Origin of the sequence: Erysipelothrix anatis (assembly GCF_009828745.1) — a bacterium.
Lineage (GTDB): Bacteria > Bacillota_I > Bacilli_A > Erysipelotrichales > Erysipelotrichaceae > Erysipelothrix > Erysipelothrix anatis.
The window spans coordinates 19,778-41,741 of the sequence record NZ_WTSX01000002.1 but is presented as its reverse complement, the minus strand read 5'-3'; the positions used below and the strand labels follow the sequence as shown (position 1 = coordinate 41,741).

General features: G+C 38.4%; 28 protein-coding genes and 1 riboswitch. Of the genes, 24 read left to right on the top strand and 4 right to left on the bottom strand.

What is annotated here, in order from left to right; translation table 11 throughout:
* Positions 1–2: 2 nt before the first annotated feature.
* Positions 3–677, top strand: coding sequence for a hypothetical protein (locus GVV19_RS01695; protein WP_159645057.1), 675 nt, complete (start codon positions 3–5; stop codon positions 675–677).
* Between the two features lie 25 nt (positions 678–702).
* On the top strand, positions 703–1,377 hold the full coding sequence (locus tag GVV19_RS01690) for a hypothetical protein (RefSeq protein WP_159645055.1): 675 nt from the start codon (positions 703–705) through the stop codon (positions 1,375–1,377).
* A gap of 33 nt (positions 1,378–1,410) precedes the next feature.
* On the opposite strand, the gene GVV19_RS01685 is transcribed toward GVV19_RS01690, so the two are convergent.
* The 3 genes from GVV19_RS01685 to GVV19_RS01675 are packed head-to-tail and all read right to left on the bottom strand — an operon-like array spanning position 1,411 to position 3,164.
* Positions 1,411–2,277 carry a hypothetical protein gene (locus tag GVV19_RS01685; protein WP_159641563.1) on the bottom strand — a complete coding sequence of 289 codons (867 nt, stop codon included), beginning with the start codon at positions 2,275–2,277 and terminating at the stop codon, positions 1,411–1,413.
* Positions 2,278–2,850 (bottom strand): DUF1700 domain-containing protein, encoded by a 573-nt coding sequence (locus GVV19_RS01680; RefSeq protein WP_159641564.1) that lies wholly within the window; start codon positions 2,848–2,850, stop codon positions 2,278–2,280.
* The gene (locus tag GVV19_RS01675) at positions 2,847–3,164 is read right to left on the bottom strand and encodes a PadR family transcriptional regulator (RefSeq protein ID WP_159645053.1); all 318 of its coding nucleotides are present in this window, start codon (positions 3,162–3,164) and stop codon (positions 2,847–2,849) included. The genes GVV19_RS01680 and GVV19_RS01675 overlap by 4 nt, the downstream gene beginning before the upstream one ends.
* Before the next feature lie 108 nt (positions 3,165–3,272).
* Here GVV19_RS01675 and GVV19_RS01670 point away from each other — a divergent pair, with 108 nt between their 5' ends.
* The 11 genes from GVV19_RS01670 (at position 3,273) to upp (ending at position 10,809) form a co-directional block, all read left to right on the top strand.
* Positions 3,273–4,022: a threonine/serine exporter family protein gene (locus tag GVV19_RS01670; RefSeq protein WP_159641565.1), complete on the top strand. Its 750-nt coding sequence runs from the start codon at positions 3,273–3,275 to the stop codon at positions 4,020–4,022.
* Positions 4,022–4,477 (top strand): threonine/serine exporter family protein, encoded by a 456-nt coding sequence (locus GVV19_RS01665; protein ID WP_159645051.1) that lies wholly within the window; start codon positions 4,022–4,024, stop codon positions 4,475–4,477. Before GVV19_RS01670 ends, GVV19_RS01665 begins: the two co-directional genes overlap by 1 nt.
* Before the next feature lie 3 nt (positions 4,478–4,480).
* On the top strand, positions 4,481–4,927 hold the full coding sequence (locus GVV19_RS01660; protein WP_159641567.1) for a MepB family protein: 447 nt from the start codon (positions 4,481–4,483) through the stop codon (positions 4,925–4,927).
* Positions 4,928–5,028: 101 nt separating this feature from the next.
* On the top strand, positions 5,029–5,232 hold the full coding sequence (rpmE, locus tag GVV19_RS01655; protein WP_159638490.1) for a 50S ribosomal protein L31: 204 nt from the start codon (positions 5,029–5,031) through the stop codon (positions 5,230–5,232).
* 66 nt (positions 5,233–5,298) lie between these two features.
* The gene (locus GVV19_RS01650; RefSeq protein WP_159641589.1) at positions 5,299–5,910 is read left to right on the top strand and encodes a thymidine kinase; all 612 of its coding nucleotides are present in this window, start codon (positions 5,299–5,301) and stop codon (positions 5,908–5,910) included.
* A complete protein-coding gene (prfA, locus tag GVV19_RS01645) occupies positions 5,910–6,992 on the top strand; it encodes a peptide chain release factor 1 (protein WP_159641568.1) in 1,083 nt (360 codons plus the stop codon). The genes GVV19_RS01650 and prfA overlap by 1 nt, the downstream gene beginning before the upstream one ends.
* 4 nt (positions 6,993–6,996) lie before the next feature.
* Positions 6,997–7,851, top strand: a complete 855-nt coding sequence (gene prmC, locus GVV19_RS01640; protein WP_159645049.1) for a peptide chain release factor N(5)-glutamine methyltransferase — start codon at positions 6,997–6,999, stop codon at positions 7,849–7,851.
* A gap of 45 nt (positions 7,852–7,896) precedes the next feature.
* A complete protein-coding gene (locus GVV19_RS01635) occupies positions 7,897–8,514 on the top strand; it encodes an L-threonylcarbamoyladenylate synthase (RefSeq protein WP_159641590.1) in 618 nt (205 codons plus the stop codon).
* The gene (locus GVV19_RS01630; RefSeq protein WP_159645046.1) at positions 8,502–8,957 is read left to right on the top strand and encodes an RpiB/LacA/LacB family sugar-phosphate isomerase; all 456 of its coding nucleotides are present in this window, start codon (positions 8,502–8,504) and stop codon (positions 8,955–8,957) included. Before GVV19_RS01635 ends, GVV19_RS01630 begins: the two co-directional genes overlap by 13 nt.
* Positions 8,957–10,189 carry a serine hydroxymethyltransferase gene (gene glyA, locus GVV19_RS01625; protein ID WP_159645043.1) on the top strand — a complete coding sequence of 411 codons (1,233 nt, stop codon included), beginning with the start codon at positions 8,957–8,959 and terminating at the stop codon, positions 10,187–10,189. Before GVV19_RS01630 ends, glyA begins: the two co-directional genes overlap by 1 nt.
* Positions 10,189–10,809 (top strand): uracil phosphoribosyltransferase, encoded by a 621-nt coding sequence (upp, locus tag GVV19_RS01620; protein WP_159638478.1) that lies wholly within the window; start codon positions 10,189–10,191, stop codon positions 10,807–10,809. The genes glyA and upp overlap by 1 nt, the downstream gene beginning before the upstream one ends.
* Positions 10,810–10,834: 25 nt before the next feature.
* On the opposite strand, the gene GVV19_RS01615 is transcribed toward upp, so the two are convergent.
* Positions 10,835–11,440, bottom strand: coding sequence for an HAD family hydrolase (locus GVV19_RS01615; RefSeq protein ID WP_159641570.1), 606 nt, complete (start codon positions 11,438–11,440; stop codon positions 10,835–10,837).
* Between the two features lie 201 nt (positions 11,441–11,641).
* Between GVV19_RS01615 and GVV19_RS01610 the strand changes: the two genes are divergently transcribed.
* The 11 genes from GVV19_RS01610 to ftsH all read left to right on the top strand — a co-directional run bounded on the left by GVV19_RS01610 (position 11,642) and on the right by ftsH (position 21,961).
* Positions 11,642–12,817: an NAD(P)-dependent malic enzyme gene (locus tag GVV19_RS01610; RefSeq protein ID WP_159645040.1), complete on the top strand. Its 1,176-nt coding sequence runs from the start codon at positions 11,642–11,644 to the stop codon at positions 12,815–12,817.
* A gap of 30 nt (positions 12,818–12,847) precedes the next feature.
* On the top strand, positions 12,848–13,918 hold the full coding sequence (locus tag GVV19_RS01605) for a zinc-binding metallopeptidase family protein (protein ID WP_159645037.1): 1,071 nt from the start codon (positions 12,848–12,850) through the stop codon (positions 13,916–13,918).
* An 11-nt stretch (positions 13,919–13,929) separates the two neighbouring features.
* On the top strand, positions 13,930–14,676 hold the full coding sequence (locus GVV19_RS01600) for a copper homeostasis protein CutC (protein WP_201288181.1): 747 nt from the start codon (positions 13,930–13,932) through the stop codon (positions 14,674–14,676).
* A gap of 4 nt (positions 14,677–14,680) precedes the next feature.
* Positions 14,681–15,010, top strand: coding sequence for a MazG nucleotide pyrophosphohydrolase domain-containing protein (locus tag GVV19_RS01595; protein ID WP_159641573.1), 330 nt, complete (start codon positions 14,681–14,683; stop codon positions 15,008–15,010).
* 31 nt (positions 15,011–15,041) lie between these two features.
* Positions 15,042–15,103, top strand: a riboswitch (Fluoride riboswitch).
* A gap of 44 nt (positions 15,104–15,147) precedes the next feature.
* Positions 15,148–16,248, top strand: coding sequence for a cation:proton antiporter domain-containing protein (locus GVV19_RS01590; protein ID WP_159645034.1), 1,101 nt, complete (start codon positions 15,148–15,150; stop codon positions 16,246–16,248).
* 84 nt (positions 16,249–16,332) lie between these two features.
* Complete coding sequence (locus tag GVV19_RS01585; protein WP_159638468.1) at positions 16,333–16,533, top strand: DUF1146 domain-containing protein; 201 nt, start codon at positions 16,333–16,335, stop codon at positions 16,531–16,533.
* Between the two features lie 21 nt (positions 16,534–16,554).
* Positions 16,555–17,556 (top strand): rod shape-determining protein, encoded by a 1,002-nt coding sequence (gene mreB, locus GVV19_RS01580; RefSeq protein WP_159638466.1) that lies wholly within the window; start codon positions 16,555–16,557, stop codon positions 17,554–17,556.
* 174 nt (positions 17,557–17,730) lie between these two features.
* Positions 17,731–18,294: a hypothetical protein gene (locus GVV19_RS01575; protein ID WP_236262310.1), complete on the top strand. Its 564-nt coding sequence runs from the start codon at positions 17,731–17,733 to the stop codon at positions 18,292–18,294.
* Positions 18,295–18,310: 16 nt separating this feature from the next.
* Positions 18,311–19,513 (top strand): tRNA lysidine(34) synthetase TilS, encoded by a 1,203-nt coding sequence (gene tilS, locus GVV19_RS01570; protein WP_159645031.1) that lies wholly within the window; start codon positions 18,311–18,313, stop codon positions 19,511–19,513.
* Between the two features lie 25 nt (positions 19,514–19,538).
* A complete protein-coding gene (hpt, locus tag GVV19_RS01565) occupies positions 19,539–20,078 on the top strand; it encodes a hypoxanthine phosphoribosyltransferase (RefSeq protein ID WP_159638462.1) in 540 nt (179 codons plus the stop codon).
* Between the two features lie 14 nt (positions 20,079–20,092).
* Positions 20,093–21,961 (top strand): ATP-dependent zinc metalloprotease FtsH, encoded by a 1,869-nt coding sequence (ftsH, locus tag GVV19_RS01560; RefSeq protein ID WP_201288180.1) that lies wholly within the window; start codon positions 20,093–20,095, stop codon positions 21,959–21,961.
* Positions 21,962–21,964 lie beyond the last annotated feature (3 nt).

The window sequence follows — 21,964 nt, the reverse complement described above, 5'->3', positions numbered from 1 at the left end:
TTATGGGAAAAGAACTAAGGCTTGCCCATTACTTTAATAGTGGAAGAGCCGGTCGAACGTCATTAGTTATGGGTATCATGTTTATACTTTCGTTATTGTTTGTTGCTTCCTTTCAAATTGTAGCTCCGACTGTATCTGCGTTTCCATCTCTGTGTATTGCAACCCTCATGGTGTTTGCTGTGGGATATAGTACTATTTCATCCTCTGTCGTGAGTTTTGGTAAAATACGACTGGATGAAGGCATGCAAAACCTACTCGTCAATCAGGGATTCACAAAAACTGAAATTTACAGACAACTAAAATTAACTATCTATTGGCTTGAATGGGCGCAATTACTTTCTTTCATCATAACTACCTTATTATTTTATCCTGGCATAGTTACAATACTCGATATTAAAATAATTGTGATAACAGTCGGCAGCATTCTACTACTACGGTTACTGGTGTTGCGTTGGATTCTCTTGTCGATTTTGGTGGAAGAGAAACTAATCCATATCTCCCCATTACATGTACTGATTGCAATTTCCATAGTACAGTATATTTTAGAGTTTATAATGGTGCGACAACAGATTTTAATTGTCATGATCTTAATTATGATTGCATATCTTCTTTATATAATTTCAAAATTGCGGCTTCGATACGATATTGAAGCAAACTATGTTTCTGAAAATAATTAACGAATATAGGGAGGCTATTGCGTCTATGGAGAAACATTTCAATCGATACATAAAAATACATCCAGTTCGTTTTGGAGTAGGGTTCTTACTGCTCCCGGCAGTGTTCACCTCAATCTTGATCTGGCCATTTCAAGTTTTCTATGACGATTTCAAAAGTTTTCAATATCTTGTGCCATATTTATTGTTGGGTGTGATAATAATCATGTATCTGATATTAGTGCGAGCAGTGAAGAATTTCATCGATCCAAAGTTATCACTAGCAATGCAGGCATTATGGTTAAATCAGGGCGTATCCAAAAAAACGATGTTCTCAATGATGATGCGTTATGTGACACAGATAGAAATGGCATTTGGCATAACAATTGCAGGGACAGTGTGGCTTGTATTTCCAAAGAGTATGACCCAGGTCAAGATTTCATCAATCATCGTGAGCCTGCTGCTGTTAGCAATTGTTAGAATATTCATTCGTGGTCGAATACAAATAATATTATTTTCAGAGAAAAATCCAATCTCGGGAATCCCATTGTGTTTAATTCTAATTGCTGCAACATATGTTCTAAAAGTAGATAACGAGATACTTCGCAATAGTATTTTTGCAATAATAGGAGTTGCTGCTGTGATTTACGTGAAATACACTATTGATAAAACAGAAAGACCATTAAAAATCAAATTAAACTATTTAAACCGTGACCAACACTAAAAAAGAACGCCTTACTCAAGGCGTTCTTAATTTTTAACGGACAACGACAGACTGGTTAAGCCCATCGAGCTCAAGTGTTAATAAATTGTTCGAAGTGTTTTTAATAATTGGTTGTCCTGAACTGAAGAATCGATCCCGCTCTATTCCCGCTTGTTTATCTGAGAAAGAAGTTGCTAAACTCTCGAACGAGACATGATAGCCCAATTCACCAGTTGGATCAGCTATTGTTACTGTAGAGTTCATTCCATTTACGTCCATAAAGAGTGGTCGTTGAAATTCTGAAACTTCATTTTTGCTGTTTATACTATTTACTTCAGTACGACCAGAAACATTAAATAGAGAAACATCCAAATTCATAGCGTTCAATTCAGTTTTAGCATCAATGTTTTGAATTTCAACGTGAGTATTCAAGGCATTAATATCAAGACTTCTTAACGTCGTTAGTGATTGTGAGTGGACCGATACATTCTGTACGAGACCATTTACAGTAATTGAACCAGTATATGATTCAGGAAGATTCAATGTGATGTGATCAAAATTTGATTTGAAGCATCCAGTAAAAGTAATTGCACAAATATCACGTGCGGTTTGAATCGTCGTAGTATTTGATGATTCTGTGACTTTAAATTCGCTCAAGTCACCAGTAGCCTCTCCACCATAGGGTTTGGAGTCATCGAACGTTATCCAGACATTATTGATATTATTCGTTTTAATCGTAAAGTTCGAATCTAATGCATTGAGTTGGAAAGTTTCAGTTTGGAAATTGGTGTCGACAATTTCAGGTTTAAATGTAGTGTTTACAACCCCAGTAATCAGTGATGTCATCCCGATTCCTGTGAATATTAGTCCGACAATTACCATGACTACAGGAATCCAAAGACGTTTCGCAGAACGTTTCATCTATAACGCCTCCAAACTAAGAGAGAGACTTGAGTAGCCTTTGCGAATTAAGACTGTAAAACCACGGAAAGCGAATACTGAAAGCCAAGCTGTACCGACACCGAGTAATGAGAACCCTAAGACCAGTAAAACAACATTAGCAAAAGACAATGGCATTGAGACAAATGCAGGTGCAAGAGGAGCCAAAACCGGTGCAAGTAAAAGTAAGACTGCAGCTATAATTAAGCAAATCCCTACGAGAATAAAAGATAAAATCAAGAGATAAATGCTCAAGATAAGTGGTGCAAGAAATAGTACTGCGAAAACAGTTATTAATGTCTTTAACCAAGATGGAATCGAACTTTTTGATGGTTGGGTATAGGCATAAGATTGTTGTTTCGGCGTTACACCAATGAATTGGCGGGCCATATCAACTGGATCGCCCAATTGTTTGGAAACTTCCTCCTCGCTTTTTCCTTCTTCCACCCCAAAGTCAAAATGACTTGCGACATCATTGATAATGTCATCAATTTCATCAATTGGGAGTGATTGTAGATTCTTTCTTAATATATATAAGTATTCATTTCGTGTCATACAATTTCTCCTTCTAATATTTCGTTAACGTGGCCCGTAAATGAGAGCCATTCGTTGATCATTGTTTCTGTATATGCTTGACCTTGCAATGTTAGTGTGTAGTATTTTCGAGAAGGTCCTTGTGTTGATTCAACAAGATGTGTCGTAACGTAACCATCATTACGTAAGCGCCGTAATAATGGATAGATTGTACCTTCTGAAACTTCAATTGTTTCCGAAACACGACTTACTATTTCATAACCGTAATGTTCCTTTTTCGATAATAAAGCAAGGACGCATAATTCAAGAACACCCTTTTTAAACTGTGTGTTCATATCATCACCGCCTTAACAACAATGTATCACACAGTACTGTGTAACGCAAGGTAGTTATTTAAAAAATATCAAAAAGTGTTAGAATAGCGGTAAGAAGAGGTGGATGGGATGAACGCACACGAAGAAAAAATGCTACTAGATACTTGTGTCCTTGCTGGCAAAATCCTCATGGAGAATGGTGCCGAAATGCACCGTGTCGAAGATACAATGAATCGTATTCTATCTGTAGAGTATGGCACAAACGAAGCGATGAGTTTTGTAATCCCTACAGGTATTTTTGTGACGACACATAAAGGTGAAAGCACAAAAATGAAACGAATTAGTAGTCGAAAACAAGACGTTGAGAAAATTGCTCAAGTTAACGAAGCATCCCGCCAATTTAGTAGTGGTATTTATGATGTGCCTCAGTTCTATGATCGGATGCAAGAAATTAGTACTACCGTAACAGATTTTCCTTTATGGTTACGGGTTATCGTTTCAGGTGTTATTAGTGCATGCATGATGATTATCTTCCAAGGGTCGGCAAAAGATTTTGGACTAACATTTGTGATTGGTGCTCTTGGTTACGCTTTTTACTACCTGGCAAATCGGTATCTCAAAGTGCGGTTTTTACAAGAATTTTTAGCGGCTTTTCTAGTTGCAACCGTTGCGAATGTATGCGCAAAGATAGGAATTGTTCATAATGTAGACACAGTGATAATTGGAAGTATCATCATTTTTGTACCGGGAATCCAAATTATGAACTCGATTCGTGACTTCCTTGTTGGAAACACAATTTCAGGAACAATTTTCTTGGTTGAAGCTATGATGATTGCTGCGATGATTGGTGCCGGCGTTATGAGTGGGGTGGTGTTCTAATGGCTTTCCTAATTCAAGTAGTAACAAGTTTCGTAAGTTCATTGGGTTTTGGAATAATTGTTAATGCACCACGTCGTGTGCTCATCCACTGTGGAATCACAGGCATGGTTGGATGGATCGTGAATTGGTATTTGCTCCTTATAGGCTATAATACATACATTTCTGTATTTGCTGGTTCAGTAGCGGTTTCAATTTGTGCGATTATGTTCGCAAGAAAATTGAGAATGCCAACAACAGTATTTAATTTACCAGGTATTTTTCCATTAGTTCCAGGTATTTCAGCTTACCAAGCAATCCAAAGCTTTGTAAGTGCTGAGTACATCCGTGGCGTTGAATTGCTGATGAAGACCTTTACAATCTCGATGACCATGGCCTTTGCGATCGTTATGATTGAGGTGTTCTATCGTCTTGTGATGAGAATTCTTAATGGCGAACTCAATAAGAAAACGTCATAAATCATGATAAATCAATCAATTGACTTCTTAACCAACGAAGCATTAATACTAGGGATTAGTAATATCGAACTAGAAGCTCAAAATTCAGAATATGAAGGTTTCTGTTTCCAGGCAGATGGAATTAGTTACCGGAGCCGTCTCGCGAAAAAGACTCCCAAAAAGAACGGTTACTTTGTAGTATTTTGGGAGAAAAATGAATCAAACACCAATCAGGCATATGCTTATGAAACGAGTCCGTCATTTATTTTTATAATCGTTAGAGATAAGTATCAAAGTGGATACTTCAAATTCCCTAAAGAAGTGTTACTAAAACAAGGCGTTCTCCGTAGTGAAGAGAAAGCCGGTAAAATGGGAATTCGTGTTTACCCGACATGGGAAAAAGAGCTGAATTCTAGCGCACAGAAGACACAAAAATGGCAAGCGCCATACTTTAAGCAAACATCAATATAAAGACAAGCTCCAATGCTTGCGTATTTACATGCTTTATGATATTATTACTACGCACTTATCTAAGATGAGCCAATCGTCTTAGGCGGAAGGAGACAAACCAAATGAAAAAAGGAATTCATCCAGAATACCATCAAACTAAAATTGTCTGTACTTCTTGTAATACAGAAATCGAAGTCGGTTCAACAGTAGCAGATCTACGTGTAGATACATGCTCAAACTGCCATCCTTTCTATACAGGAAAACAACGTTTTGCTAACGCAGCTGGACGTATTGACAAGTTCAACAAAAAATATGGTATGAAATAAGGGGCTCTCCCCTTATTTTTTTTGGGAAAATGCGATAGAATTAGAAGCAAGAGGTGACGGAATATGATGTATCATCAATATCAAGAGGGGTATATAGAAGTAATCGTAGGATGCATGTTTGCAGGAAAAACTGAAGAACTCATTCGACGTATTAACACGTTAAAATTTGCAAATAAGAATATCGCAGTATTTAAACCGGAAATAGATAATCGCTATAGTGATAATGAAGTAGTTTCCCACGCAGGAACACGCGTTCATTCTTATGTAATTAAAGATGCACGAGAAATTTTGGACATTGTGACACCAGAGATTGATGTCGTAGCAATTGATGAAGTTCAATTCTTTGATGATGAAATACTCAAAGTGTGTGAATATCTTGCGCTAAATGGGAAGCGAGTCATGGCAGCGGGTTTAGATATGGACTTCCGAGGCGAAGCTTTCGGAGTTATTCCCAAACTTATGACTACAGCAGAGTTTGTAACAAAACTCACAGCGGTCTGTACCGTATGCGGTGGTCCGGCGACACGTTCACAAAGACTTGTTAATGGAGAACCTGCATCGTATGATGACCCAATTGTAATGGTCGGAGCAAGTGAAGCCTATGAGGCGCGTTGCCGTCACGACCATATCGTCTACAATAAACCAGGAATTAATGGATATAGTAAAGGTGGTAAATAATGATTGATAGCGCGATGCGTGAAAGGCTTGAACGGATTAAAGCCCGAGACGCTGAAATAACAGAACTTATGATGTCTTCTGAAGTATTAGGAGATCATAAATTGATGGCTAAGTATGGCAAAGAACAATCTGGACTGCAACAAACAGTTCAAGCGTTTGCACAATACGAAGCTGCAGAACGTTTCTATGCAGAAGCAAAAGAAATGTACGAAACAGAATCCGAATCTGAATTAAAAGAAATGGCTGAAATGGAAATGGCCGAAAACAGTGAAAAAATTGAAAAACTAACGGAAGATCTCCGTGTACTTCTGATTCCACGCGATCCAGCAGATGATTTCGATGCTATTATTGAAATTCGTGGTGCCGCAGGTGGTGACGAAGGAAATATTTTCGCAGGAGACCTCTACCGTATGTATACACGATATGCGGAAAGTCTTGGTTACAAGTATGAAGTTGTGGAAGCATCTCAATCTGAAAATGGTGGATATACTTTGATTTCATTTATCGTTAAAGGACAAGAACCATTCCGTCACTTTAAATTTGAATCTGGGGCACACCGTGTTCAACGGGTACCAAAAACTGAAACGCAAGGCCGAATTCATACATCAACAGCAACAGTACTCGTACTCGCAGATGTTGAAGAAGAAGAAATTGATATTGATCCAAACGATCTTGAAATCGATACAATGCGTTCCTCTGGAGCCGGTGGACAACACGTTAATAAGACGGACTCTGCTGTTCGTATAGTTCACAAGCCAACAGGTATTGCCGTTAAGGTCCAAGATGGTCGTTCCCAACATGCGAACCGTGATCAAGCAATGCGTATTATTCGTGCGCGTGTATTTGAGCACCATCAACAACAACTTCAAGCAGAACGAAACGAAAATCGTCAATCAAAAATTGGTCGAGGCGATCGTTCGGAAAAAATTAGAACGTATAACTATCCACAAAACCGTGTGAGTGATCACCGTATTGGATTAACTTTACAAAAACTAGATATTATTATGGAAGGTAAAATGGATGAAATTATCGCTGCACTTCTCGCAGAAGAGCAACGTGAAATCCTTGAACAAGGCGTATAATTAAATGACGTATAGAGACTTAGTCAATGAAGGTATTGATATATTAGAAAAAGCAGACATTTACGCGGGATTTTCTCGCGTTTTAATGCTTGAACTCCTACGTGAACAAGATATAGATATGTACGCAGAATATGAACATGAAGCTCAAGAAGCTATTGCTACAGACTTCAAACAGAAAATTCAAGAACTTGCGAAAGATATACCGTTAGGATATGTTCTGGGTTATGAATGGTTTTATGGTTATAAAATTATAGTTAATGAAAGTGTATTAATTCCACGTGGTGAAACTGAGGAATTAGTTGGCAATGTCCTTTCCGATATCGACAGTTACTTTGAAAATCCTGTGATTGCAGATGTAGCGTGTGGAAGTGGGGCAATTGGACTCGCACTCGCTAAAGATTTAGATACACATGTCTATGCAACCGATATAAGTGAAGAAGCATTAGTTGTGGCACGTGAAAATGCACAACAAAACAATGCCGATATGACAATTATGCAAGGTGATATGCTTCAACCGCTAATTGATAAAAATATTAAGCTTGATGTTCTGGTATGTAATCCTCCATATATCAAAAATACCGAACATATCCAGACTGCGGTTCTCAATAATGAACCTCATGTTGCATTGTTTGGTGGCGAGGATGGACTGTTCTTTTACCGTAGCGTATTGTCCAATGCGCATAAAGTATTAAATGAAAAAGCAATGATCGCATTTGAAATTGGTTTTGATATTGGGGATGCAGTTGTGGCATTAGCACAGTCTTTTTTCAGCGACGCTACTGTTATCTTACGTCAGGACATGAATGGATTAGATCGTATGGTCTTTGTGTACAAAGGTATTAATCTTATTGAAGATTAGTATCTTTTTTTATGATAAAATAGTAAAAATCGAGGTGTTAAAATGATGAAAACAAACATATATGAACTAGAAGATTTAGAAGTGGTTGCGAATACGGTTCGTGAAGGTGGCTTCGTTGCCATAAAAACAGATACCGTTTATGGTCTGGCTGCTAGCAGTCACGATGATGATCTGTACGAAAAACTACAAAAGGTTAAGGAACGTCCTGCTGATAAACCGTTTCCATTAATGGTTTCAAGTTTGGAACAAATTGAAGCAGTGGCTGATGTAACTGAGTTACAACGACACTTGATGCATACATTTATGCCGGGAGCTGTAACATTCATTTTTAAACGAAAACCAGACGTTTTCCAATTCTTAAAGGATCAAGATACTCTCGGAATTCGCATGGCCGATGATCCATGGGTACAGGCCATGATTGCGAAAGTAGGGAATCCAATTTGGCTTCCTTCAGCGAATCGATCAGGTCTCCCTACCGCAACATCATCACATATGGTTTTAGATCAACTTGACGGAAAAATTGATGGTGTCATTAATGGCGAAATAAGTGGTGGAATATCGTCAAGTGTGTTTGACCTAACAGGTGATAAAATAGTATGCTTAAGAGAAGGAATCGTCACACTTGAAGCGGTTCAAAAGGAGGCAGAGCAATGGAAAAAATAGCATTGGCAAGTGATCAAGGTGGATTTGAGCAAAAAGAAGCATTGAAACCTGTAATTGAAGCATTGGGATATGAGGTGGTGGACTTCGGTGTACCATCAACTGATAGTGTGGATTATCCAGATGTTATTTATCCAGCTGCGAAAGCTGTCGCAAATGGTGAATTCAAACGTGGAATTATCCTCTGTGGAACAGGAATAGGGGCATCAATCGTTGCGAATAAAGTTCGTGGAATCCGAGCAGCCCTCGTTACAAGTCCAGAAGTCGCAACATTGACTCGTGAACATAATGATTCAAACATCTTGGCAATGGCGGGACGCACAACACCTTTCGAAACAAATAAAGACATTGTGGAAGCGTGGTTAGGAACACCATTTAATGAAGATGATCGTCATTCACGTCGTATTAATAAAATTAAAGATATTGAAACCATGGAGGGACGCTAATGAGAGATACTTTAGTATTTGAAGCAATTCAAAACGAACAACAACGTCAATTGGAAAATATTGAGTTAATTGCATCAGAAAACTTTGTTTCAGAAGATATACTTGCTGCACAAGGCAGCATTATGACTAATAAATATGCAGAAGGGTATCCCGGGAAACGCTATTATGGTGGATGTGAATATGTTGATGTCGTAGAAAATTTAGCGATTGAGCGATTAAAAGAACTTTACGGTGCTGAACATGCGAACGTACAACCGCACAGTGGTTCTCAAGCAAATATGGCAGTTTATATGACAATCCTAGAACATGGCGATGTTGTCTTAGGGATGGATCTTAATGCGGGTGGACACTTAACGCATGGACATCAACTAAACTTTTCAGGTGTCAATTATACATTCTTTGGTTACGGCGTCGATCGTCATACAGAAATGATTGACTACGAAACAGTTCTTCAAATTGCGAAAGAAGTCAAACCAAAATTAATTGTTGCAGGTGCGAGCGCATACTCCCGTACAATTGATTTTAAAAAATTCCGTGAAATAGCGGATGAAGTGGGCGCATATCTTATGGTAGATATGGCACACATTGCAGGACCGATTGCTGCTGGACTTCACCCAAGCCCAGTTCCATATGCAGACTTTGTAACATCCACAACCCACAAGACATTACGTGGACCTCGTGGTGGTATTATTCTATGTAAGCAAAAATATGCGAAAGCGATTGACCGTTCGGTGTTCCCAGGTACACAAGGTGGACCACTTATGCATGTGATTGCTGCGAAAGCAATTTGCTTCCATGAAGCGCTTCAACCAGAATTCAAAGTCTATCAGGAACAAGTGCTTAAAAACGTTAAAGCAATCGCGGAAGAATTTGAAGCAATGGGCTATCGTGTTGTAAGTGGTGGAACTGATAACCATTTAATCATGGTTGACGTGAAACGCAGCAAAGATTTAACGGGTGCCCATGTTGAAAAAATTCTTGAAAAAGTAAGCATTACACTTAATAAAAATGCGATTCCATTTGATAAAGAACGCCCTGCGGTTACAAGCGGTATTCGTATCGGTGCACCTGCAATGACAACACGTGGCTTCAAAGAAGAACACTTCCGTAAAGTTGCACATTTCATTGATGATGCGATTACGAATCGTGACGATGATGCAGCACTTGCACGTATCAATGAAACCGTTAAAGCATTCACACGCAACTTTCCAATGAGAGGGGAAAAACAATAATGATTACAGTACTTAACCACCCAATGATTACGCATAAACTTACACAAATGCGTAACATTAATACCGGAACTAAAGACTTCCGTCAAAACCTTGATGAGATTGCAGGTTTGATGGCTTACGAAATAACACGTGACATCAAACTGGAACAAGTAACCATCGAAACACATAGTGGCCCATATGAGACATTTGAACTTCAAAAAGAAGTGATTCTTGTTCCAATCATCCGTGCAGGACTTGGAATGGTTGAAGGAATCTTGAATCTTATTCCAACAGCAAAAGTTGGTCATGTTGGGGTCTATCGTGATGAGGAAACGCTTTTACCTCACGAATACTTTGCGAAATTTCCTGAGCATTTAGAAGATGCAGAAATTCTTGTTCTAGATCCAATGCTCGCAACTGGTGGTAGTGCTGACGCCGCAATTGAAATTGTAAAACGTCGAGGTGCTAAAAACATCAAACTTGTATGCCTTGTTGGAGCACCAGAAGGGGTTGAATTTATTAAAAAGAATCACCCTGATGTAGATATTTTCTTAGCAGCACTTGATGAAAAATTAAATGATAACGGATATATTGAACCAGGTCTTGGAGATGCTGGTGATCGTATTTACGGTACAAAATAAAAAAAGCTCGCCTTGGCGAGTTTTTTTATAGTAGTTTTAGATTTGTAAGGTATTTGCGAAGGATATCGGGGCTTCCGGTATAGTGGAAACCGTGCATGCCAAGTTTAGACGCTGCCTGAACATTCGCCATGGAATCGTCTACAAAAATACAATCAAGCGGACTGAGATTGTTTTCCTTTAGCACATGCTCATAAATGCCAGGTTTTGGTTTTGAAATGTTAATATCTGCTGATATTGTAATACTGTCAAATAATTCGAGGGCCTTGATTTTATGCTTGTAATCGTAGAAAGTATTTGCTGCATTTGAACAAAGGTGCAGTGAATAGCCTTGTTCTTTGAGATTTTCGATAAGATCAATCATCGCCTCGCGGCTAGGGGTATAGTCGGACCATGAATGTACGATTTCGTGAAGTGTTTCATGATAAAGTTCCGGTGCACGTGCTGCAATTTCAGAGTAAGCATCATCAATAGAGATATCACCGTTATCAAGTTTTAGCCAAGTATCGCCACCAAATACGTAAGATTTTAGCTTTCCGAGCTCGTGAATGTCTGTTGTAAAATGGGATAAAATATAATCAGGGTTGAAATCAATCAAAACATTGCCCATGTCAAAAATAAAATGTCTAATCATAAGAACTCCTTCTCTATATAACTTAATTATACCGAATAAAAGAAACAATACGATGTGGAATTAAGTGTTTCCATGAAACATTCTTAGATGAAGTGCGAAAAAATGTGCTGCTGGATTGTGACCGATTCTTGAAAAACGAAAGAAACGCAATTATCAAACTGGAGAAAGTGATAAGATTAGCGTGTAGAACGGAGTGGTAATATGACACTTAAAGAAAAAGCATTGAAGATTCATAAAGATTTGCAAGGTAAAGTTGAAATTTCGAATAAGATGCCAATTGACTCTCGTGAAATATTTGGATTGTTGTATTCTCCAGGAGCAGCGGAACCAACGCGGGAAATCCAAAAGAACCCAGAGACAGTATATGACTATACATGGAAACAAAATACGATTGCTATGGTAAGTAATGGTACTGCAGTTCTCGGTTTAGGAGATGTTGGTCCGAATGCTGCCCTTCCGGTTATCGAAGGGAAATCCATGCTATTTAGAGCGTTCTCGAATGTTGGGTCGGTTCCACTTGTACTGGATACTAAAGATCCAGATGAACTGATTCGAACCGTTGAAATTTTAGCGCCAACTTTTGGTGGCATAAATTTGGAGGACATTAAGGCACCAGAATGCGTGTATATTGAACAAGAACTTCAACGACGATTGAATATTCCTGTCTTTCATGATGATCAGCATGGAACCGCAATTGTGGTTTTAGCGGCATTAATGAATGCATTTAAACTTATTGATAAAGATTTGAAAACGGCTAAAGTTGTCGTTTCAGGAACAGGTGCTGCCGGAAGTTCGGTTATTCGAATGCTCCATCGTTATGGTTTAAGTAATATTCATGCCTATAATATTGATGGACCTGTGGATAATCGACGTGCGAAATTCTACGATCCAGTTGTTCAGGAAATATGCAACTATATCAAACCCATCACTGATGAAACGACATTGCATGACTTGATGCAAAATGCTGACATTTTCATTGGAGTGTCTGCTGCAGGTGTTCTGACTCAAGAAGATGTTCGCGTGATGGCATCTGATGCTGTAGTTTTTGCAATGGCAAATCCGGTGCCGGAAATATCGTATGATGATGCGATTGCGGCGGGAGCCCGAATCGCTGGAACAGGACGTTCTGATTATCCCAATCAAGTGAATAATGTATTGGCTTTCCCAGGTATCTTCCAAGGTGCCCTTCAAGCTAGGGCAACGGAAATTAACGAAGAGATGAAGATTGCAGCTGCCTATGGTATTGCGTCGATGATTTCCAAAAATGAGCTAACAGATACAAATATTCTTCCGTATATCTTAGATGCGGATGTTGCGGATGTGGTTGCCAAAGCGGTAGCTGAAAAAGCTGTTGCAATGGGCGTTGTAAGAGACTAAGAAAATTTACGGAATAGTGAGGAAATCACGATGGAAATAATAGAACTAAAAGTTACCTTGGATAGTCTGATTTCTGAGTTAGTTAAAACAGTAGAAATGATTCAGACCATTAACAGTGAAAATCTATCAGTATCTTCAAAAGAAGCTGCCTCATATGCAACGCTTGCGTACATTTTGGATAAAGCAGCAGAACTTGGTTTTATAATCAAAAATGTGACCAAAGGGGTAGGGTATATTCAATACGGCGAAGGTGCTGAATCGGATGATTACATTGGAATATTCGGGAATGTTGGCACGAATGCCAAAACTGTAAATCATGTAACGAACTCATTGCCAACATTTACTGATAATACGAGTGCCATGATAACAAATCTTTTTTCGCTCTATGCACTCAAGCAACTTAAAATAACGTTTGACGTGCCTGTGCGGATTATTTTTACGATAGATAAAGATGGTGAAATTGAACATATTAAAGACTACCTCAGACTTGAGGTTGTACCGTTATTTGGATGGACACCGACATCAACGTGGTGTGTTACATATCCAACATACCAACAAGCCAAGATAAGGATTCAAAGCAAACACTCGAAAGAATCCACGAATCACCAAGATACTGGATCAATAAGGGAGATCTTAGATCTAACGATGCGAAATCATAAGAGTTTGGAAACGGATGTACCAATTTATGGCATTAACATTACGAAGATTTATGAGGCGAAAGACCACATGAATGTCGAAATTTCGTATCCGGAAACAATTAAGAGTAATGATCTTAAAGTATTCATTGAAACAAACATGTTAGAAAATCAAGTATATACATTTCATTCGATGCCACAGCACGTTGTGGAGTCCATGCATAGCCATTATATCGAACCACTAACACAGAGTTATGCTCAGGTTACTGGCGAACGTATCGAACCGAGAAAAGCCGACATGTTAACCTACGCATCTTTGATTCAGAATACTGTGGGTTTTGGACCAAGATTAATTCGACGTAGCGAGTATATGGATACAAAAGATACACGAGAGTTGCTACGCCGTAATATGGAGATTTATACCCGTTCGCTTTTGATGCTTAGCGGTATAGTAGAAAGTACATAGAGGGATTTATAATGAAGATTAAAGTTGAAGTGTGTGCAGGATCGGTACAAGACTGTATCGTTGCTCAAGCACAAGGTGCCGATCGCATCGAGTTAAATAATGCATTGTTTCTTGGGGGATTGACGCCAAGTGTAGCGACACTAACCGAAGCAAAAAAGCATGTCGCAATTCCAATTATCACAATGGTTCGCGCACGTGCTGGTGGTTTTCATTACACTGATGTTGAAATGAAAACGATGTTTGAAGATGCGAAAATACTTATTGAGTATGGAACAGATGGGATTGTATTTGGTTTTCTAAATGCCGACAATACAATAGATGAGATTTGGACCAAAGTATTTGTCGATCTTGCGCGTGAACACGGTATCGAAGCAATCTATCATCGTGCGTTTGATCGAACCCCTGATGCACAAGCAGCAATTGAAGCTTTGATTCGGTGCGGCATTGATCGGGTGCTGACAAGTGGATTAGAAACAACAGCGGATGAGGGGATTCCAACGTTGAAAATGCTGCAAGAAAACTACGGTACGCAAATTGAAATTTGTGTTGGTGCGGGAGTGAATGCAGAGAATATAAATGAGATTCTTGATGAAACAAAAGCTACCCAGGTTCATTCATCATTCAAAGGATGGTTTAATGACCCAACAACATCGAGCTCAAAAGTATCATACCGATACGATCAATCCGGAGATTACGAAGGCGTTGATGCGAAGAAACTTCAAACATTTATGGAAGTTCTTATGAAACGCGAAGGGTAAAGATATGATGAAGGAAAGTGTAAGTATTCATGACTATCAAAACTACCTTAAACAAAAGTACGAAGATGCTATCCACACACAAGCACTCTTTATGAAGTTGGTCGAAGAAATAGGCGAAGTTGCAGAAGCAATAAATAAAAAAACGGGAAGAAAACATGATGATGGCGAAAGTTCACTTGCAGAAGAACTTGTAGACGTCGTTCATTATGCGATAGCAATTGCAGCTGTAAACGATATCGATTTTGAAAAGACACTGCTCGAAAAGGATAAACAAGCTTCCCAAAAATACAAACAAACTCCAAACTTACAATCATTTATTAAATCTGCTATTTGAACTTGCACAGCATGAAATAACTTGATAAAATAAATGAAACGGCGATGGAGTTCGCCCAAACCGCAAGAAATTGCTGATGACTCCTACAAGTCTTTTTGACTTGTAGGAGTTTTTTTTTATTTATGGAGGAACTAAAAATGGCTTACATACTCGCAATTGGAATTGGTCTATTACTAAGAAAGATAGCAATGAAACTCGAAATCCCTCAGTTATTATTCTATATGCTAGTTGGATTTGTTTTATCATACTTTACGACATTACCGTATGGTGATTATATACGTCATGTAGCTTTGGTACTGGTTCTGCTACGATCGGGATTGGGTATTAATTTAAGCACATTGAAGCAAGTTGGAAAAGAAACGACACTCTTAAGTTTTGTTCCAGCATTATTTGAAGGGTTTGCTGTGTTGGTAATGGCATTATTGTTAACACAAATGAGTGTAGCAGAAGCAGGAATGATGGGATTTATGTTAGGAGCTGTGTCGCCTGCAGTTGTAATCCCGATGATGATTTGGCTCCAACAACGAAATATCGGAACCAAGAAACACATTCCGACTATGATTATGAGTGCAGCATCCCTTGATGATATTGCGGCAATAACCATCTTCTCGATCTTCTCTGGCATGGCAACACAATCGAATGAAATTCTACAAACACTAATCATGATTCCAATCGAGATTATCTTGGGTGGTTTGCTTGGTATCGTAGTTGCGAAAATCATACGACCAAAACAGACGATTTTGATTACATTAATTGCATTGCTACTTGGCTATAGCGATTTGTTGTTGCCAGTATCGGCGCTTATCAGTGTTATGACATTTGGAATAACATTGAGTGAACAACAAGATACATTACAGGTTCAAAAAGATGCAGGATCATTATGGATTATCGCCGAAATATTACTATTTTCAGTTGTAGGTTCGATGATTTCTATTGAGACATTTGCTGCAGAGAACTTAGGGCTAATCCTTGTGATTTTATCAATAGGTATTATGGCGCGAATTGTTGGAATTAGGTTGTCGATTAAAGATGGCGGTTTTAATGCAAGCGAAAAAAGATATATCTCTATCGCTTATTTACCCAAAGCTACAGTACAAGCGGCATTGGCTTCGGTTCCCCTTGCGATGGGGATGCCATACGGAAATTTAATCTTTGTAACTGGCGTAACAGCAATCATTTTATCCACACCACTAACAACATTATATATGCGAAAAAGAACCGTAGATTTAATGGATTAAGGGTATGTGTGTGAAGTTCATGATAATAAAAGGAAATATTGGAAATTAATGATGACATTTGGTATAGTAATATAGGTGAAGAAAATGAGTGATTATCCAAGAATAATACTATATTTAATGTCTTTCTTTATATCAGCGTACGCATTATACGGTGTGGATTTTCGTAAGTTTACCCGTAAGGGAAAAGAAATGCATATGCAAGTGCTCTATATTCTATTGGCATTGGCATTAGGATATGCCGTAGCACAGTTTTTACTCGGATTATCAACTAACTATCTCATATAAAAAAATACCGGAGGAATACTTATGTTTTCAAAAGCAGTTGGAATTGACTTGGGTACTGCAAACATCCTCATCTATGTTAAAGGTGAGGGCGTTGTTCTTGACGAACCATCAGTAGTATCTATTGACGCAAATACAAAAAAATGCCTAGCAGTTGGCCAGTCGGCTAAAGATATGCTAGGACGTACACCAGGACGTGTTCTTGCAATTCGTCCATTAAAAGATGGTGTTATCGCTGACTTTGAAGTGACAGAAATGATGCTTCAATATTTTGTTCGTAAATTAAAACTAAAAGGCGTATTTTCACGCCCTACAATCCTTATTTGCTGCCCATCAAACATTACGTCAGTAGAGCGTAAAGCGATTAGTGATGCTGCATACCGTGCAGGGGCAAAACGTGTTTATATTGAAGAAGAGCCTAAAGTTGCAGCTATTGGTGCAAACTTGGACATTTCGAAGCCTACAGGTTCAATGGTTCTTGACATAGGTGGAGGAACAACAGACGTTGCAATTCTATCATTAGGTGAAATCGTTACAAGCACTTCATTAAAAGTTGCGGGTGACCGTTTGGATCACGATATTATCAAGTATGTTAAAGATACATATAAACTCTTGATCGGTGATCGTACTGCTGAGGAAATCAAAACCCATATTGGAGCAGCGAGTGTTGAAGCTGTGGACACAATGGAAACAAAAACGTTTGCAGTGAGTGGTCGTGACTTAGTCACAGGACTTCCAAATACAATTACGCTACGCGCAGATGAAACAGCAAATGCGATGCATGAAAGTCTTCAGGACATTGTGCGTGCTTGCCGTACAGTGCTCGAGCAAACGCCTCCTGAATTATCAGCTGATATCGTGACACGCGGTATTGTGTTGACAGGTGGTGGTGCTTTACTTCATGGATTGGATTCACTAATCTCACATGAATTAAGTATTCCGGTATATGTTGCAGAAAATGCGTTGACTTGTGTTGCTGAGGGAACAGGTATTATGCTTGAAAACCTTGAAGCAATGGGTCTTTAATTAAAAGAAAATCAAAGATAGACAGGCTTTATTGTGATTCACAATAAAGCCTGTTTTTTTTCGTGTTTTATGTATAAGTGGTAAAAAAACGACGAAAAACAATGTTTTTTACGAAAAGTGTTAGGATTATTAAGAAAAATATCGTAATTTACAGGTAGGAGGTTGAAAAACACTATGAAATACAAAGAGTCGCTAACGAAACATCTTGAATGTCGGGAGGCACCTACCGATGAATTAATTCAAGAATATCTCAAGGAATATGAAGCGTTTATATTAAGTATGCCATTATCACAACAGAACCGAGAATGTGTCAGTGGATACAATCGGTTCAAGCGCATGAAATTTTGGTCATCCACATCTCTAGGTATCGATGCTAATATCGGCGATATTTGTTATATCGATTATGGACAAGCATATATCAATGAAGCAGGCTATCAACATTTTGGACTTGTGATTGCAACATACAATCATAAATTACTTGTAGTTCCAATGACATCCAACACTAATACAATCAGTCAAGCCGTTAACAAACATGATCCTACCAAAGGTCACTTGTATTATATTGGCAAGGTTGAAGGCTTAAATAAACCTTCGGTGTTATTTTTGAACGATTGTAAGTTTATTAATTCAGGTAGGATAATATCGATTAATGGTCATATTTGTCCAAAAGGTCCTATTTTTGATAAAATACGTACATGTGTAAAGGAAATAATCTTTGGACCACATATGATAGAATAATACATGGGTGAGTAGCATGGATAAAAAGAAACAATGGATAGTGGCTGTTTCAGGTGGCCCAGACTCAATGGTTTTATTAGATACACTGAGAACTAAAGAATATAAATTAGTGGTTGCACATGTCAACTACAAGAAACGACTAACAAGCGATCGTGACGAAGAAATTGTGGCGGAATACTGTGAGACATACGGTATTCCCTTTGAAACAATAAATTACAGTGATGATTCGAATGATAATAATAATTTCCAACATAATGCACGAGTCTTTCGCTATGCGTTCTTTAAAATGCTTGTAAGTAAGTATAATGCGAACGGAGTTGTAGTTGGTCATCATCTTGACGATGATGTCGAGACATATGTAATGCAGAAATCCCGGAACATGAAAAGTGCTTTTGTCGGGCTTGCTCAAAATGCTGTTGTTTTGGGAGTCTATGTATGGCGCCCGCTCTTATCATGGCGTAAAAATGACATTTTAGCATATGCATCACAAAACTCAATAAAGTATGGAATTGATGAAAGTAATTTTGAGGATACATATACTCGAAATCGTGTTCGAAAAAATCTACAACAAAGTGATGCGATACAGTGGAGCAGTTTAATTGAAGAGCTCAATTATGAGCGCTCTTTAAATAATGATAAACAAGAGAAACTTAAGGAAACAGTAATGGCGTTGGGAAGTACGATTGATACGGCCCAAATTTTGGAACATCAATATCCTGAAGATGTATTACGCTATTGGCTAAATGCTCAAGGCGTTGATGTCCATGCGATGAGTAAAAAACATGTTGGTGCAATATTGCAAGGTATCGAAAAAGGGACCTATGAAGCAACTTTTGACAACTTAGAATTGTCAGTTAGTTATGGATATATGAATGTGAGTCCCAATGAAGAATACAAAATTCAAATCGATAAACTTGAGTTTATGGCCTATGATAAATTTAAGATATCAAAGTCCGGAGAACGCGTTGAAGCAGTGTGCTTGAAAGATGATGATTTTCCCATAACGGTGCGTTATGCATTGCCAGAAGATGAAATAATGATGAAATATGGCACCAAAAAACTCAATCGATTCTTCATAGATCGTAAAATTCCGCGATTTCAGCGAAAAAAATGGCTTGTAATTGAAAATTCAGCGAAACATATTGTATTTGTCGTGGGATTGGGTTGTGATGTTCATCATTACGCTAACAATAACAATATTTTTGTGATAGAATTATAGTTATCGCAGGAGGATAGTTTTTAGGATGCATAAGGACGTAAAAGAAATATTAATTAGTGAAGAACAAATCAATGAAAAATGTGTGGAAATGGGCCAAATAGTCACTGACCACTACAAAGATGCACAAGAACCAATTGTACTTGTTGCACTACTAAAAGGATCAGTACCTTTCTTGGCAAGACTCATTAACCATGTGGATTTAGACATGGAATATGATTTCATGGATGTGTCAAGTTATGCAGGAACTGAATCATCACGCGATATTAAGATTTTAAAAGATTTAGATCGCTCAATTAAGGGCGTGAATATTCTTTTGGTCGAAGACATAGTCGATACAGGACATACAATTAAAGCGATTATTCAATTACTTAAAAACAAAGGGGCTAATGACGTCAAAGTAATTTCATTACTAGACAAGCCTTCACGTCGTGAGGTAGATGTTTACGCGGACTTCATCGGATTTGAAATCCCTAATGAATTTGTAATCGGTTTTGGCTTAGACTTTAACGAAAAATATAGACAATTACCTTACATTGGAATCCTTAAGGATGAAGTCTATCAGTAAGAGGAGTGGACAGATTGAAAAAAAATAATAAAAATAATATTATTCTGACATTAATTACATTGTTTATGGCAATTATGCTTATAAGATTTTTCACATTTCAAGGATCTGCACCGATTTCAAATGCTGAATTCTACGATGTAATCGAAAAAAATACCGTAACAGATTCATCAATGACAGTTCGTCAGTTTGTTATCGATATTAATGGTAAGTATAAAGATGAGAATGGACGTACGAAGACGTTTGAAACACGCTTCCCACGTACAGAACAAAATGTTAATGAATTACAGAAAATTATCGAAGCAGAAGATCCAAAGGTTACATATCCAGACATTACGGAATCAAACCTCTTTAGTGACCTTCTAGTTGTAGTTTTACCTTATGTACTACTTATTGGTGGTATGGTCTTTATCTTCTCCAAAATGGGAGGCGGCGGAAATAACAAAGCCTTCGAATTTAGTAAATCACGTGCAAAAATCCAATCAAACGTAAAAGTTCGATTTAAGGATGTTGCGGGTGCTGACGAAGAAAAAGAAGAAATGAAAGAGTTAATTGACTACTTGAAAAACCCTAAAAAATATGAAGAAATGGGTGCCCGAATTCCTAAAGGTATGTTATTAGTTGGCCCTCCGGGAACTGGTAAAACATTACTTGCTAAGGCAGCGGCTGGTGAAGCTGATGTACCATTCTTTGCAATCTCAGGTTCTGACTTTGTTGAGATGTTTGTTGGGGTCGGTGCAAGCCGTGTTCGTGATATGTTTAAAGAAGCTAAGAAAAATGCACCAAGTGTCATCTTCATTGATGAAATTGATGCTGTTGGTCGCCAACGTGGTGCCGGCCTTGGTGGTGGTCATGATGAACGTGAACAAACACTGAACCAAATGCTTGTTGAGATGGACGGAATTGAAGAAAATTCAGGTGTTGTTATTCTTGCAGCTACGAACCGTTCTGACGTTCTTGATCCTGCCTTACTACGACCAGGCCGTTTTGACCGAACAATTACTGTTGGGTTACCGGACGTTAAAGGCCGTACAGCTATTCTTGGCGTTCATGCCCGGAATAAACAACTAGCACAAGATGTCGAGCTTGAGAATATTGCGCGTCGTACACCTGGATTCTCAGGTGCTGATTTAGAAAACGTTCTCAACGAAGCAGCAATTCTTGCAGTTCGAGAGAAACAACCTAAAATTACAATGGAGCTACTTGATGAGGCGATTGACCGAGTCATGATGGGTCCAGCTAAAAAATCACGTAAGTATGGCGAAAAAGAACGTCATATGGTCGCAGTCCATGAAACAGGACATGCTATTATTGGATTGAAACTCGCTGCAGCTGATAAAGTTCAGAAAGTTACAATTATCCCTCGTGGAGAAGCTGGTGGATATAACTTAATGACGCCAGAAGAAGAAACATTTACACAAAGCGCAACAGATCTTAAAGCTAAGATTACTGGATTACTTGGTGGACGTGTTGCTGAAGAAGTATTCTTTGATGAAATTTCAACGGGTGCATATAGTGATATTCAACGTGCTACACGTATAGCTCGTGCAATGGTTACAACATATGGAATGAGTAATTTAGGACCTATTCAATATGATGATGGCCAAGGTGACAACGTCTTCTTAGGTCGTGACTATTCATCACGTTCAAGCTACTCTGGCGAAATTGCCTTTGAGATTGATAAAGAAGTACGTCGCATTATTGACGAAGCTAAAGAAGAAGCAAGAGTTATTATTGAGGCACAACGCCCATTAATGGAACGCATTGTTGCTGCTCTTCTTGAATTTGAAACAATTACTGCAGAACAAATCAACAATATTGTTGAAGGACGCGATGCAAATGATGCGGGGAATGAACCTGTAGAAGTAGAAATAGTAGAAGCATAATCA